Origin of the sequence: uncultured Psychromonas sp. (genome assembly GCF_947489755.1) — a bacterium.
In the GTDB taxonomy this organism is placed as follows: Bacteria; Pseudomonadota; Gammaproteobacteria; order Enterobacterales; family Psychromonadaceae; genus Psychromonas.
Genome location: NZ_CANLFB010000004.1, coordinates 32,931 through 48,078, shown reverse-complemented (window position 1 = coordinate 48,078; position 15,148 = coordinate 32,931). Strand labels below are relative to the sequence as shown.

Below are 15,148 nucleotides of genomic sequence, written 5' to 3'. Positions count from 1 at the left end.
ACAGTTAATAATTCAACTCTTATTTTTTATAGGGACTAGTTGAATTTAATTTTGTATAAATAGGTTATATAAAACTTATTAAATATTTTTTTGCCGATTCAATCGTCGATAAAATGGTCTTGGAGTTTTCGGGAGTCCATATTGGTAGACACCATTGAGGATCCTTATTTTTCACACAAGAATAAGGTTGATAATTTCCATCGACTCTTTCATATATTATTTGTAGTTTATCAATATCAGGTAAATACTCTTCAAAGACAATCTTTGTTGAATTTTTTTGTTCGATCTTTATCCAAATAGCACCATATTTTTCAATCATAGTTTTGGGTACAAAATAAAGTGATAATATTTCTCATTTTTATCCTTAATTATATTTTTTGTTCGACAATATTTATTGTGATTATTTCCGCAATTTCTTTTGCAGAATTTTTACAACTGATGAGTTCCTTTTCTTGAAATTCTCCAAGATAAATATCTACCTGACCTCGATCAGAATGAAGAGTAAATTGAACATCGTTATTCGATATTATCGCAGCCCAGCCCATACCGGCTAATTGATAGTCAATAATTGACCATTGAGCACCTAATAATTTCAAAACATTTATTAATTTAACGTCATAATCAGTCACTTTATTTAGTCCTTGTTCAATGTTTCAAGTATCGTTTTTTTGATAGAGAATAGCAATTTCATCCAAATAAACAATCGTTTAAAATCATCATTATACGGAATAGGTAAAATAATTGTGCTCTAAGTACTGTAATAGCGAATGATATTACTTTTCTTGATGGAGGCATTTTTGGTGAAGTGATTTTTGTTCATAATGAAAGATTATAAAGCGACTATTTATGCTGCTAGTTAACTGTCATAAATATTTTTTAGTAAATTGATCATTTCCTCTAAAAATTTTGTAAATAATATGTTATAAATCTGAATTCTACGAGTCATCCTCCTATTTGTTTTCTAAATAAATATCAGCCTGAATCATTTTTATTAAAAAATAATTTATCAAGGGTTAATAATGAGTTCAAAGTCCTATCAGTTTGTTAATCGACAACGTTATCGATTAACTCCAGAAGGAACGGTTGATCTGCGCTTGAGCGAAGATATTGTAATAAGTGAAGAACCACTCAATATTGTATTGCATTGGAACTGCCCAAAGACGGGCAAGCAACTTGAAAAACCATTGATGGTAACAATGAGAACACCGGGGCAAGATGCCTTTTTGGTGACTGGGTTATTACTTTCTTATGCGATAATTCATCATGCAGCAGATATCAAAAAAATCAGTTGTGAAGAGCAAAATCAATGTGATGTTTATCTCGATAAGCATGTTCAATTCGATTGGAAAAGTTTAAGCCGTCAGTTTGTGAGCCATTCCGGTTGCGGTATCTGTGGTGCAAACGATGTTAAAAAGTTAGCGCACACCTTTGAGCATGATGTTGATGAACAAGCTCATTGGTTATCGATTAACAATCTCCTGACATTTTCTACGCAACTTAGAAAGCAACAAACTTTATTCAGTGCAACAGGTGGCGTGCATAGTGCAGGGATTTTTACCGTCAATAGTTGCTTATCCGTTCAAGAAGATGTCGGCCGCCATAATGCAGTAGACAAAGTTATTGGTGACTTACTACAGCAAAATTTGTTGGGTAATCAACATATCTTAATGCTAAGCGGGCGCGTTAGTTTTGAGTTGATGCAAAAAGCGGTAGCGGCAAATATACCTGTAGTTGTTGCCATTGGTGCACCTTCAAGCTTAGCCGTTTCAGTCGCAAAACAATTTAATATCACCTTAATAGGTTTTGTGAGTGAACAGACTTTTAATGTTTATCACGGTGATTTCCGTTTAATTAAAGCACAGTGTTAATCATTATATTTTTAATAATTAACTTTTAACTATTTAACTATTTAACTTTTAACAATAACCATTAATCTAATTATCATAGGTAGGCCTTAATGACCGTTAAAAAATATACTGGTGCAGCTGGTGGCTGGGATTCACTCGCCAGTACTGCAAAACACTTGTTTCACAGTGAAAATGTCGCTAAAAACATATTGAATTTAATGAAAACCAATCAAGACCATGGTTTTGATTGTCCTGGTTGTGCATGGGGTGAAGAGACTAAAAAAGATCGCTTCAAGTTTTGTGAAAATGGCGCAAAAGCGGTTAATTGGGAAGCGACTTCTCGCCGTTTAAGCCCCGCATTTTTTGCTGAGTTTTCTGTCTCTGCATTACGTAAACAAACAGATTATTTTCTCGAAGACCAAGGTCGTTTATCTGACCCTATGTTATATAAAGCGGAAACAGATAAATATGAACCGATTAGTTGGGATGATGCTTTTACATTAATTGCAAAACATCTCAATGAATTAGAAAGTCCGAATCAAGCGGAATTTTATACGTCTGGTCGCGCAAGTAACGAAGCTGCATTCTTATATCAGTTGTTTGTTAGAAAATTTGGTACCAATAACTTTCCTGACTGCTCTAATATGTGTCATGAAGCCAGTGGTATTGCACTTAAGCAAGCTATTGGTAGTGGTAAAGGGACTGTTACGCTAGATGATTTTGAACATGCAGATGCTATTTTTGTATTTGGTCAAAACCCCGGTACAAACCATCCTCGTATGTTGCATACATTAAATCATGCGGTACACCGTGGTGCGAAAATTGTGACCTTTAATACCTTAAAAGAACGTGGTTTAGAACGTTTTGCTAATCCACAATCACCTGTTGACATGGTATTTGGTAGTTCCACTAAACTGACTAGTTTGTATTTCACGCCTAATTTAGGTGGCGATATGGCGGCGGTTCGCGGCATGGTTAAAGTATTATTGAAACGTCATGAACAAGCTGCTGATAGTGGTGACCGCGTATTTAATCTAAAATTTATTGAAAAACAGACCAGCGGCTTAACTGCGTATTTAGCAGAAGTCAAAGCAACACCTTGGTCATTAATCACTGAGCAATCTGGTTTATCTAAAAAGGAGATAAAATCGGCTGCTGATGTGTATCAAAACTCAAAACGCGTGATCATTACGTGGGCGATGGGGATCACACAGCACAAACACTCAGTTGCGACGGTCAATGAGCTGGCTAATTTACAATTGTTATTCGGTCAAATAGGTAAAAAGGGCGCTGGTTTATGCCCTGTGCGTGGTCACTCAAATGTGCAAGGCGATCGCACGATGGGGATTGATGAAAAACCAAGCCAAGCACTATTAGACAACATAGAAAGAGCATTCGGTTTCACACCACCACAAGCCCATGGTCATAATGCCGTACAAGCCGTTGAAGCAATGCTACGTGGTGACAGTAAGGTATTTATTGGATTAGGCGGAAACTTTGTGGCTGCAATGCCTGATTCTGAGGTCACGCGTCAAGCCATGAGCCGTTGTGATTTAACGGTCAATATTGCCACTAAACTTAATAGAACACATTTATATCCTGGTAAATCAGCCTTAATCTTGCCTTGTTTAGGGCGAACAGATATCGATTTACAACAGGGGAAACCTCAAAAAATCACCGTAGAAGATTCTTTCTCAATGGTGCATAGCTCGCAAGGTGTGGTAAAAAGTGACATCAGACAAATGCGCTCAGAGCCTGCTATTCTTGCAGGTATCGCTCAAGCAACGCTAGGCAGTTCATCAATCGATTGGTTAGACTTGGTCACTGATTACGACAAAATTCGTGACTTAATCGATAAAACGATTCCTGGTTTTACTGACATGAACAAACGCTTACAGACACCTGGTGGTTTTTACTTAGGTAATTCAGCAGCGGAACACAAGTGGAATACCAGCGATCAAAAAGCACAATTCCATCATGTCCCTTTACCTGAATCAGTCGTGTCAGCATCACAGCGTGCATTAACCAATAACAAAATATTTGTGTTACAAACATTACGGTCACATGACCAATACAACACCACTATTTACGGATTTAATGACCGGTACCGAGGCTTGAGTGGCGACAGACATATTATTATGCTTAATGAAAATGACATTAGTGCAATCGGGCTAGCGTCTGGCGATAAAGTCGATATTGAAGCGCTGTGGGGTGATGAAGTGATCCGTAAAGTGACTAACTTTACTATCGTTGCTTATGATATTCCTGCGGGGAATGCTGCTGCTTATTATCCAGAAACAAATCCATTAGTTGCATTAGCGAATCACGGTGATTTTACCTTCACACCGAATTCAAAGTCGATTGCGATTATGATCACCGCCGCTAAAAAACCATCACCTGAACGTATTATGTAAGATAGTTTTTAGGTCGGTTGTGAATGGTTAATTATTTTATTAAAATAGCCATTCACAATCGCTAATGTGTGACTTTATAATCATGAAACATGACAACCCATCCTTTAGCGTTATTCTCGCACTATTACAAAGGGCAGATTCAACTCTGAAGTGCATAACGACTAAGCAGCTATAGCTGCCATATGTTCAGCCATTAATTTGGCTGGTGTATTGTATTGTAATCTAATTTCTTTCTTGGTCTGTCATTGAGTTTCAATATTACCTCTTTCACTATCGAATTCGATACTTTTTTAAAGTCGGTAGATTTGGGCCAATATTGTCTTAACAAACCATTTGTATTTTCATTTAAACCGCGTTGCCATGAACAGTATGGGTCTGCAAAATAGACGACACACTTTAATTTTTTGGTTAACTCTTCGTGATAAGCAAACTCTTTACCGTTATCAGCGGTGATGGTTAATACAGCATCTTCAAATGGTTTTAATAATGCAAATGTGGCCGCAGTGACCGTCTTTGCTGACTTATCATCAATACGTGTCGATACTGTAAAGCGCGTTTTACGCTCAACAATAGTCACTAATGCGCCGCTGTGTCCTTTACCAATCACTAAATCTATTTCCCAATCACCAACTCGGCTACGTGTGTCAACGATATTAGGGCGGTCATCGATGCTGACGCGGTTCTTGATAAAACCTCCACCAACTTGTTTATCTTTATTGCGCGCTTGGTAAACCTTACCTTTTCGACGCAGATGTTGGAATAATTGACTACCACTCCGCTTATCAGACCAAATATGTTGGTAAATATTTTCATAGCTAATATTGATGCCGCACTCTTTCTTAAGCCATCCTGAAATTTGGTCAGGACTCCATTTTTCACCTAGTTTTACATTTATTAATGCTATCAGATTTGATGTCATTTTTATTACTTTACGGGCTTCAATACGGCGTTTAACCGTTGCTTGTTGAGCTTGATTAATACGGTAACCTCACTTGCCTGTATTACGAGCAAACTCTCTACTAAGCGTCGATTGATTTACATTCAATTGTTTGGCTATTTTATTTTGACTCATATCTATTTTCTTTAAGGCATAAATCTGGCATGGTTGCGCGTAGGTCAGTTGTTTATATGTTTTCATTGTTGCATCTTTTACCGGAGAAAAAGCGATAAGCAACTATTCAGCGGACCACTTTTTCTACCTATTCAAGTTATGCACTTATGATCTGAATCCAAGAAATTAAATATTATTCTCATTATGATTAATAAGTTAGTGATTGTTGTACATTTATTTACGTTCAACATTTATTGATTTTAGTTTGTTTTTTAATTTAATTTGATAATCAAAACGAGGCACGTTAATAATGAAAATTAGGTAGATTAATAATAAAGATAGGCTATATTTATGATATAAATGACGCTGGTTATAATAGAAAAGGCAGAACATGCAGCAGAAAGGTTTCACTCTAATTGAATTAATGATCACAATCGCTATTTTAGGCATTTTATATGCGATTGCTTTACCTGCTTATAATCAATTTATACAAGACGGCAGAAGAGCTGATGTTCAACAAAGTTTATTACAAGATGTTGCTGTTTTAGAACGTAAATATACAAGAGTTGGTGGCTATCCTGATACTTATACCAGTAATTCCAGTGACTATTATACTTTTACTTATTCAGCTGCAGCCTCAACTTCTTTTACTCTTAAAGCTACACCTATCGCAACAAGCTCTCAAAGTGACGATATATGCGGAGAGTTAAGTATTAACCATCAAGGAACAAAGTTACCTGTTAAAACGGGTTGCTGGGGTAAATAATGCCTAAAAAAATATTGAAAATGAATGGTTATACACTCGTTGAACTTATTGTTGTGTTAGCGATGGTAGGTGTTTTAGCCGCTATTGCTGTGCCTTCATTTTCACAATTAATAAAACAAAATCGTTTAACCAGTACTGCTAATCAACTTCATAGTGTGTTTAAGTTTGCACGTAGTGAGGCAGCTAAACGGGAAAAGAAAATTAATTTGGTTGCTTCTGGTAGTCAGTGGTCAGTAGAATTGGGTTCAGAGGTGCTTAGTGTTTTTAAGCCCGATTATGATCTAATTATTATTACAGACGGATTAACTAATTTAGATATATCGAATACAGGCTCGACTACCTCCAGTAAGTTTCAAATTACAGACAGTGATACTTCAACAAATGATTATTGTTTATACATATATATTAGTGGGCAAAGTAAACTAGTGAAAGAAGCGACATGTTCATGAGGGAAATTAAGTGTTCGAGTGTAAATAAAAGCACGCAAAATGGATTCTCTTTGTTAGAAGTATTGATAACATTAATCGTTTCTAGCATTGCTTTATTAGGGTTAGCTGCTGGGCAATTAAAATCATTACAATATGCTTATAATAGTTATCAATATACAGTGTCATTAATTCAAGCAAATAACGTTGTAGAGCGTATTTTAAATGATGTTTGTATATTAACCAATGGCTCTCAAGAGTTTGATACTGCTTATGTTGAAAGTACATTAACCGTTAAAGCAGGGTATAAGCTAAATTGGGATTCAATTACAACACCGATCGGAGGTTTTATTACAAGCTTTCCGGTTTATATTAGCTGGGACGATCATCGCATGATCGATTCCTCGGATAATGAAGTAAAAGTGATGGCAAATTTACCAATAGCATCGAGTAGTTGTAGTGTCTAAATTAATTGTTCAAAGAGGTTATAGCTTAATTGAGTTATTGATTGCTTTATTAATTAGTACGGTATTGATACTTAGTGTTTCTACTGTGTACTCATCAATTACAGGCTTAGTTAATACAAGTAAAAATCTTGAAAATGCCCAAGAGGTACTTCGTTATTCTTCTGAGGTTTTTACTCGTAGTTTAAAACAAACCTCTTTAAATCCAACCGTAACATCAACTCAGTTAAACGTTGAACAAACTGAAAACAATATTGCTTGTGATGGCTCTATTCCTGTTAATGATTACACTGAAGTATTTACTCTGAATAGTAATAATTTACTTTGTGACATAGGTGATGGCCCGAAAGTTATATTAACTGGAATTGAAAGTATCAACTTTAGTAGCTTAGAAAAAATTATTTCAATTACTGTTCAGCCACAAGCATTATATGGAGAAAGTTCTGGCAGTGGACCTGCACAAGCTATACAAATTGATATCGCATTAAGCCAAATAATTTTAATCAATGCAATGGGGTTATAAGTTGAGACAAAATAATAGAAATAAGCAAGAAGGCTTTATTCTGATTACTGTGATGGTATTAACCATGATGGCAGGGACTCTTGTATTAACCTCATTAGAAGATAGTGTTGTACAGGAAAGATTAAGTGGAAATTTTCAAAAGAAAATAAACTCTCGTTTAATGGCTGAAAAAGGCGTGTATGTAGCTTTAAATGAGATGAATACTCAACTTGCCAGAGATGACTCGATGTCTATAGACGATCTTGTTACTCAAACTGAGGTAATGAATGGCCACGATGGTGATATGTTATACGATGTGAAGGTCGAGTCACACGATACAGATGGTGATGGTATTGATGATGAAGTCAGTGTTTATAGTAAAGGGCAGGCCTATGAAGGTCAGGTTCAAATAAAAGCTATTTATGAAATAGCTTCAGCTGGAAGTAATTCCTTTAATACCGTTTTTGACTTTGGTAGTGGTGTTACTGGTTGTGAATCTGTCAGTGTAATCGGTTCAGGCTTTATTGATAGTTATGACTCATCTGAAGGTGATTACAGTGAAATAAAAGATGACGGAGAAGTAAATAAAGGAACTGACGTCGATATTCAAACTATTTATGCGGATTCTGGTGATATAACCTCGGTTGGCGCTAATACGACTTTTCAGGGGGGGATTTTCGCAACTGGTAATGTTTATATCCAGGGAACCAGTAGTGTAACCGGTAGCATCCATGCTAACGGTACTGTGACATTAAAAGGTATCCCTGTTGACGGAAATATTATATCTCGTAAATCTGTTACTTTATCTGATCATCGGGGGGATGTTGATGGGTATATTTTAGCGAAGGGGGACGTTTCTTTAGATCAAATAGAAGTTGCTCAAGGGGTGAGTACTCATGGAGATTATGAACAAACCTCAGATTACGAGGTAGATGGAGAGGTTCGTGTAGTTGGGGATGTGAAATTAAATAATTGGGGGGGGACCGAACTCCTAGATTCTGGAGCTCTTATATACGGTGGTACTGCTTCAAATGTATTAGAAAAGTACATCAGTTCATTATCATACACAGCTGAAGAAATTGCTACATTGATTGGTGACGTGCCTGAGGTTCCATCTGATGACTCGACTTCTGATGTTTCAACTTTAACCTGCGACCCTTATGATATAGCAAGTGAAGTAAATTTAGTGGATCCGGGAAAGGAGACTCAACTTCCTGATTTAACTATTACTACTAATGGTGATGGCTATGAAATGAATGAAACTGAAGCCGATGTGACTAATAGTGTTTCTGGATCCAGCCCTAAAGACACACTTAAGCCAATCCTTTCTTCTTTTTTATCTGAATCTGTTTATATTTTTAAATATGAGGATGTCTCGATAGATGGTGATGTAGTTATCGAAGAAAATTCTGATATTACCATCTACGTACGTGGCAATTTTATCTTGGCTAATTCTGGCTCAATTACTATCCCTGAAACTAGTAGCCTAACAATAATCATTGAAGGTACATTCGAAGTAAATGGTAGTGGGACAATTTATACACTTGCTGATGGTTTAACTCCTGATTTGAAGCCTTCTTTCGCAATTTACAGTTCATATGATTCTACTTCTAATGAGACTCCTAGTATTACCTATGCGGGTGGGGGAGATGATATTTATGCAGTAATTTATGCACCATTAGCAGATATTTCTATTGATTCTGGTATTTCATTTAAAGGTGCTATTCTGGGTAACGAAGTATCCATTGCAGGCCGGGGGAGCATTCATTACGATACTGCACTTAGTAATGTAATTTACAGTGGAGGGGATAGTGATCCTACTACTGGAACAGGACAACAATTAATTTTTAAAGGCTGGAAATATGTGACCGATGACTCAAGTGTGTCAGAAGAGACAGATGATACTTCTGACTCAGAAGAAACAGAATCTGCTGATGATTCAACGACCTCAGGTTAATGATGTATTTATTAACTGCGTAAAAACTAAAGCCCTTTATTGATAAAACCAATAAAGGGCTTTAGTTTTTAAAGGGTGATCACTGAAATTCATATAAAAATGTATCGTTAATAGAGATCACTAAAGCATATTAAGCTTTATAAATATTCAGTTGAAAACTAAGCGATTAATTAATTTAATCTTTTTATTATCTTCTATTAGGGCGTGTTGATCTTTCAATAGCGCTTTTTGAATCACATGGTGGAAATGTATAATGGTTTAGCCAAAAATCAACATACAAGAATACCACCATGCCAAGAATAACGTTAACAGGTGCACGGTGGTTAAAGCTATTACAGTTAATGCAACACAGTGGAAGAATTTATAATAAATCCGAACATAGAATGACCTTTGAGGGGATTCTTTTAGGGTTGTCCATGGCAAGGTTTACCAACTTAATTTGTGGTCAAAAAAAGGCGTTTTCGGGTACTTAATTTATTCAATTGGTTATCAAAAGAGCCAAGTTCAGAATGGTTGTTTATTTATGGTAGTATAGACCGTACTCATCAGCATGGAACAGGTGCTGCCACAAATGATGATGAAGCAATAGGTAAAAGCAGAGGCGGTAACTCAACAAATATTCACTTAGCATTGGATAGTTACGTGCTACCCGTTTGTTTTTCATTATATGAAGGTCAAGTACACGATATTGTCCATGCCGAAGGGCTGATAAATCAATCTCCTAAATCATCTTATATTGTTGCAGATAAAGGTTATGACAGTGAAAATCTTAGAGAGCATATACATGAAAAAGGTGCCATTTCAGTCATTCCTAGACGAAAAAATAATAAAACAGGAAACCATGACATGGATTGGTGTCTGTATAAATATCGACATTTAGTTGAAAATGCATATGGAAGAATTAAAATTTCCGTGCAAGAGCAACGAGATAGGATAAATTAGAGCAAAATTATGCAAGCATGGTTGCTTTAGCATTCACTATTATATGTCTCCCTATGCATGCAGAGTAATTATTGAGCACCAAAGATCAACACGCCCTAGTTTCCTTTAGATATATTTCACATCATTTGCTCTATGCAATAGGGGAAAGATTGCGTAAAATGCGCATCATAAATTGACTTACACTTTAATTCCTACCAGGAGATGCACATGTTTAACCGAGATATGAATATTGCTGATTACGATCCAGAACTATGGAAATCAATGACTGATGAAGTTCAACGCCAAGAAGATCACATCGAGCTTATCGCGTCAGAAAACTACACTAGTCCACGTGTTATGGAAGCGCAAGGTAGTCAATTAACAAATAAATACGCAGAAGGTTACCCAGGTAAGCGTTACTACGGCGGTTGTGAATATGTTGATGTTGCTGAGTCTCTAGCTATTGAACGTGCTAAATCTTTATTTGGTGCAGACTACGCAAACGTACAGCCACATGCTGGTTCTCAAGCAAATAGTGCTGTTTACGCTGCATTATGTGCACCTGGCGATACTGTTTTAGGTATGAGTCTTGCTCACGGTGGTCACTTAACGCATGGTGCATCTGTTAGCTTCTCTGGTAAAGTTTACAATGCTGTTCAATACGGTATCAACCCAGATACAGGTGTTTTAGATTACGCTGAAGTTGAGCGTCTAGCGATTGAACATAAACCAACAATGATTGTTGCTGGTTTCTCTGCATACTCAGGTATCGTAGATTGGGCTAAATTCCGTGAAATTGCTGACAAAGTAGGTGCTTACCTGTTTGTTGACATGGCACACGTTGCTGGTCTTGTGGCTGCGGGTCTTTACCCTAACCCTGTACCATTTGCTGACGTTGTAACAACAACTACGCATAAAACATTAGGCGGCCCACGTGGTGGTCTTATCCTTGCTAAAGCGAATCCAGCACTTGAGAAAAAATTAAACTCAGCTGTATTCCCAGGCGGTCAAGGTGGTCCATTAATGCACGTTATCGCTGCTAAAGCGGTAGCATTTAAAGAATGTGCTGAACCTGCGTTTAAAGTGTACCAACAAAACGTGTTAGACAACGCTAAATCAATGGTTAAAGTCTTCCAAGATCGCGGTTACAAAATCGTATCTAACGGGACTGAAAATCACCTTTTCCTAGTTGACTTGATTGCTCAAGACATCACAGGTAAAGAAGCTGATGCTGCGCTAGGTCTTGCTCACATCACTGTAAACATGAATTCTGTACCAAACGATCCACGTTCTCCATTTGTTACATCTGGCCTACGTATCGGTACACCAGCATTCACTCGTCGCGGTGCAAACACTGCTGATGCTGCTGAACTAGCTGTTTGGATTTGTGACGTGCTTGATGCAATTAAAGATGAAGAAAAACTAGCTGCAACAATTGAAGCAGTTAAAGTTAAAGTTGCTAAATTCTGTGGTGAACACCCAGTTTACGCTTAAGTCTTAAATGACTCTCAATAGTCGGATAAGTTAAGCTTGTTATAAAAACTTATTCAAACTATTTTAAGGCCGTAGTTAACTGCTTTAAATCCGTACTTGTTTAACAAGTGCGGATTTTTTTTGCCTAAAATTTACGTTCTATTTTAGTTACATTTAACTGTGTTTATGTCTGGATGTATTTATATTTCTGTATGAGTGTATTTAAGAATGTCGTTAACAATGTCTTTGGTTAATAAATACGTACTTGGTTAATAGATACGTCCTTGGTTAATAAATACGTACTTGGTTAATAGATACGTACTTGGTTAATAGATACGTACTTGATTAATAAACATATAGTCGCTAATAAATAATTATGGTTATCTTCTATCTTTGCATAATTTTTGCACAATCTTATTGTAGAGTAGGCAATAGCGTTAAATTTATTGGAGTACTTTATGAAAAAACTGATCCAAAAAGGTATGAAAAAAGCAACATTATTGATGGCAACTGTGGTTCTTTTGGCAACAACCGGATGTGCTCCTTTTTTCCACGATGGTCCTGGTGGCGGTGGTGGTCCTCGATTTGCTGAACAGCAGTCGTATCTTTATGAAGGCAAAAATGAAGATGTACACCAAGTTATAAACGAAATGATCAGCCAGCATAAAGCGAATCAAGAAAAAGAAACTCAACTTGTTACGTCGTTAAACTAATCAAATTTTTAATGCCTCTTATTTATAAGCACTATTTAAGAGGCATTATCTTATCAATATAATGCTAACTACTTATTCAATTTTTCACCCCTAACGGTTCATTTTCAGCTGTTCATATCTAACTACTTTTATCTACTATTCATCCCTACTCTTTATAGTAAACAGTTTATTGCCCACCGTTTATTACAAACTATTTATAGATAATTATTTATAGCTAATAATAGCTAACACTTATTTGCTCACCTTGACTGACGTTATTAATACACTTGCAAGGATTAACGCACCGCCAAACATCTGTAACAACGTAAGTGATTCATTAAGCCAAACAACAGCAAATAAAGCGCCAAATAAAGGCTCACTGCCCATCAATAAAGATACTTTCGTCGGTGATATCTTTCTTATTGCATAGTTTTGAATATAAAAAGCAAACAAAGTACAACACAACACGAGATAAACCATTATCAACCAAAAATGACTGTTAGCTGGTAATGTGACCGCTTCAAAAGGTTGCGTGATAAAACATAATATAAGGGCGCTTACAGCAACAATAAATGCCTGGATAGCGGTTAGGGTAGACGTGGTAATATCTTTTCCCTCAGACAAACGTTTCGTGACCGTCACCATAACCGCACGTAAAACAGCGGCGGACAATATGAAGTAATCACCAGTATTAAGTGACAAGGTTGATTGACCTGAATTGGTTAAACAATAAACGCCTACAATAGAGGTGACTGCTAACAGTAACAACGATGATGGAATCTTGGTTCTATTAATTAAAGGCTCAAAAAATGCGGTTAATATAATCGATAAGCTAATCAAAAAAGCCGCATTTGAAGCCGATGTTTGCGATACCCCATAGACCTCACACAAGAAAATAGTGGATAAAATAATGCCGCTCGGTATCGCCACTTTCCAATCCTTATTTTTACCTTCTCGGTATTCTTTAAACACGATAGGTGCCATGCAAAGACTGGTTAATGAGAATCGAACTGCTATAAACAATAAAACGCTGGTAAAAATAAGTGCTTCTTTTGTTAAGCCATAACTTGTTCCCCAAAAAATGGCGACCAATAACAGGAGTATTTCGGTTATTGGTAACCTTTGCAAATTGCTCATTAGCCCTGAATTTGAAGGTAAAGCTTTAGTTAAAGTATTATTTAGTGTGTTCATATCAGCTCTTCTTAATCATTATTTTTGACAAGATGAGTATTAATAATTAACTTGTATGAAACAATACTCATAAATGGCAAGGATAATTGCGCTGTGGACATTAATAAACTTATTCCTCTTCTTTCAGAAATGGCTGTTTTTGTCAAAGTCGTTGAGTCGGGCAGCTTATCTCAAGCCGCTCAAGCACTAGGTGTTTCACCATCCTCAATCAGCCGCAGCCTTGCTCGTTTAGAGTTGGCCATTGAAGAAAAACTGCTAGAAAGAACCACCAGAAAAATGCGCTTAACGTCAACAGGAGAGCAAGTCTTTATACAATGTCGAGACATGCTGACTTCTGCTAAAATGGCCGTTTCCGCGGCGCAATCTAATGAAACTGACATCACAGGAGCGTTACGTATTGCTGCCCCTAAAGCACTGTCACGGCAAGTGCTGATGCCGATGGTGATGGATTTCGTAAAGCTTTACCCAAAAGTGTCTTTTCACTTTAAAGTGGCTGACCACCTCATAGATCCCATTGGCGATGAAGTCGATCTTGTTATTCGTATTACCGATAGCCCAATAGAAGGATTAGTCGCTAAAAAGCTATCTAGCTGTAAGCAACTATTATGTGCAACACCCGCCTATTTAAAACAGCATGGCACACCCACACACCCCAACGAATTGATTCAACATAATTGCATCGTACTCGGGGAAATCCCAAAAGATCGTGAATGGAAGTTTCAAGCTGTACCGTCATTATCGTTAAGTTCAAAACAAAGTCTCAATGAGATTGTGGAAGTCAATGTACAAGGTACATTCATTGTTAATCACAGTGAAATCCGTAGAGAAGCGGTGTTACAAGGCATTGGTATTGCTCTTTTCCCTGATTTCTCAGTACAAAATGAGATCAAATCAAAGACCTTGATACCCTTACTGTCTGATTGGAAAGTATTAGGGAATTATCAAGGGGATATCGTTGCGGAATATCCTCAATCTAAGTTTATTCCTAGCCAGTTAAAAGCATTTGTGAGTTTTTTAGAGGAAGCACTTAAGGATAAATAAACTGCACTTAGTCAGCTTAATACTCATGCTTATTGTTACCTTGGAAGTTAAGATTCGACCTACATTTATAATATTGCTTATTAATATTAGGAAATACAATTCCTTTTCGAAAGTTGCAATGCAGAGTTGCTTTTCAAGCTAACGACGAGAGGGCAAGCTGTGAAATAAAAGTCTTCGTTGTTAGAAAGTGTCGATTTAACCCGTTAGATCTTCTTTTTTCTGCCTAGCATCTTTTCAGTTCATCGCTTTCTGAATTTTGCACCTTGAATGGTAACGGGTATATATAAGTAGCATGTATTCGCTTTTAGGCTGCCTGCACTTTAATTATTATTTATTCTGATTTAAGCCATTGCCGACGCTTCTTTTTCTTAATTACTTTATTAATCATAACTTCCATAAAAACC

14 protein-coding genes and 1 pseudogene are annotated in these 15,148 nt (G+C 36.8%); 11 read left to right on the top strand and 4 right to left on the bottom strand.

Annotated elements, in window-relative coordinates; all coding sequences use genetic code 11:
- Positions 1–368: 368 nt before the first annotated feature.
- Positions 369–629, bottom strand: a complete 261-nt coding sequence (locus Q0794_RS03245; protein ID WP_298940099.1) for a hypothetical protein — start codon at positions 627–629, stop codon at positions 369–371.
- Positions 630–1,019: 390 nt separating this feature from the next.
- On the opposite strand from Q0794_RS03245, the gene fdhD reads away from it, so the two are divergent.
- The gene (gene fdhD, locus Q0794_RS03240; protein WP_298940098.1) at positions 1,020–1,868 is read left to right on the top strand and encodes a formate dehydrogenase accessory sulfurtransferase FdhD; all 849 of its coding nucleotides are present in this window, start codon (positions 1,020–1,022) and stop codon (positions 1,866–1,868) included.
- 89 nt (positions 1,869–1,957) lie between these two features.
- Positions 1,958–4,261 (top strand): FdhF/YdeP family oxidoreductase, encoded by a 2,304-nt coding sequence (locus Q0794_RS03235; protein ID WP_298940097.1) that lies wholly within the window; start codon positions 1,958–1,960, stop codon positions 4,259–4,261.
- Between the two features lie 193 nt (positions 4,262–4,454).
- Here the strand turns inward: Q0794_RS03235 and Q0794_RS03230 are convergent, their stop codons facing one another.
- Positions 4,455–5,186 carry an IS30 family transposase gene (locus Q0794_RS03230; protein ID WP_298940262.1) on the bottom strand — a complete coding sequence of 244 codons (732 nt, stop codon included), beginning with the start codon at positions 5,184–5,186 and terminating at the stop codon, positions 4,455–4,457.
- A 63-nt stretch (positions 5,187–5,249) separates the two neighbouring features.
- The gene (locus Q0794_RS03225; protein ID WP_298940260.1) at positions 5,250–5,333 is read right to left on the bottom strand and encodes a helix-turn-helix domain-containing protein; all 84 of its coding nucleotides are present in this window, start codon (positions 5,331–5,333) and stop codon (positions 5,250–5,252) included.
- Positions 5,334–5,703: 370 nt separating this feature from the next.
- On the opposite strand from Q0794_RS03225, the gene Q0794_RS03220 reads away from it, so the two are divergent.
- The 8 genes and pseudogenes from Q0794_RS03220 (at position 5,704) to Q0794_RS03185 (ending at position 12,533) form a co-directional block, all read left to right on the top strand.
- On the top strand, positions 5,704–6,078 hold the full coding sequence (locus Q0794_RS03220; RefSeq protein WP_298940096.1) for a type IV pilin protein: 375 nt from the start codon (positions 5,704–5,706) through the stop codon (positions 6,076–6,078).
- Positions 6,078–6,527: a GspH/FimT family pseudopilin gene (locus Q0794_RS03215; RefSeq protein ID WP_298940095.1), complete on the top strand. Its 450-nt coding sequence runs from the start codon at positions 6,078–6,080 to the stop codon at positions 6,525–6,527. Before Q0794_RS03220 ends, Q0794_RS03215 begins: the two co-directional genes overlap by 1 nt.
- Entirely contained in the window at positions 6,518–6,970 is a 453-nt protein-coding gene (locus Q0794_RS03210; RefSeq protein WP_366522493.1) for a prepilin-type N-terminal cleavage/methylation domain-containing protein, read from the top strand. The genes Q0794_RS03215 and Q0794_RS03210 overlap by 10 nt, the downstream gene beginning before the upstream one ends.
- A complete protein-coding gene (locus Q0794_RS03205; protein WP_298940093.1) occupies positions 6,963–7,490 on the top strand; it encodes a prepilin-type N-terminal cleavage/methylation domain-containing protein in 528 nt (175 codons plus the stop codon). Before Q0794_RS03210 ends, Q0794_RS03205 begins: the two co-directional genes overlap by 8 nt.
- A 1-nt stretch (position 7,491) precedes the next feature.
- The gene (locus Q0794_RS03200; RefSeq protein WP_298940092.1) at positions 7,492–9,426 is read left to right on the top strand and encodes a polymer-forming cytoskeletal protein; all 1,935 of its coding nucleotides are present in this window, start codon (positions 7,492–7,494) and stop codon (positions 9,424–9,426) included.
- A 290-nt stretch (positions 9,427–9,716) separates the two neighbouring features.
- A pseudogene (locus Q0794_RS03195) lies at positions 9,717–10,436 on the top strand (IS5 family transposase).
- 139 nt (positions 10,437–10,575) lie between these two features.
- Positions 10,576–11,841, top strand: a complete 1,266-nt coding sequence (glyA, locus tag Q0794_RS03190) for a serine hydroxymethyltransferase (protein ID WP_298940091.1) — start codon at positions 10,576–10,578, stop codon at positions 11,839–11,841.
- Positions 11,842–12,278: 437 nt separating this feature from the next.
- Positions 12,279–12,533 (top strand): hypothetical protein, encoded by a 255-nt coding sequence (locus Q0794_RS03185; RefSeq protein WP_298940088.1) that lies wholly within the window; start codon positions 12,279–12,281, stop codon positions 12,531–12,533.
- Positions 12,534–12,764: 231 nt separating this feature from the next.
- Here Q0794_RS03185 and Q0794_RS03180 read toward each other — a convergent pair whose 3' ends face one another.
- The gene (locus tag Q0794_RS03180; protein WP_298940086.1) at positions 12,765–13,703 is read right to left on the bottom strand and encodes an EamA family transporter; all 939 of its coding nucleotides are present in this window, start codon (positions 13,701–13,703) and stop codon (positions 12,765–12,767) included.
- A gap of 93 nt (positions 13,704–13,796) precedes the next feature.
- Between Q0794_RS03180 and Q0794_RS03175 the strand changes: the two genes are divergently transcribed.
- On the top strand, positions 13,797–14,744 hold the full coding sequence (locus Q0794_RS03175; RefSeq protein WP_298940085.1) for a LysR family transcriptional regulator: 948 nt from the start codon (positions 13,797–13,799) through the stop codon (positions 14,742–14,744).
- The last annotated feature ends 404 nt before the right edge of the window (positions 14,745–15,148 follow it).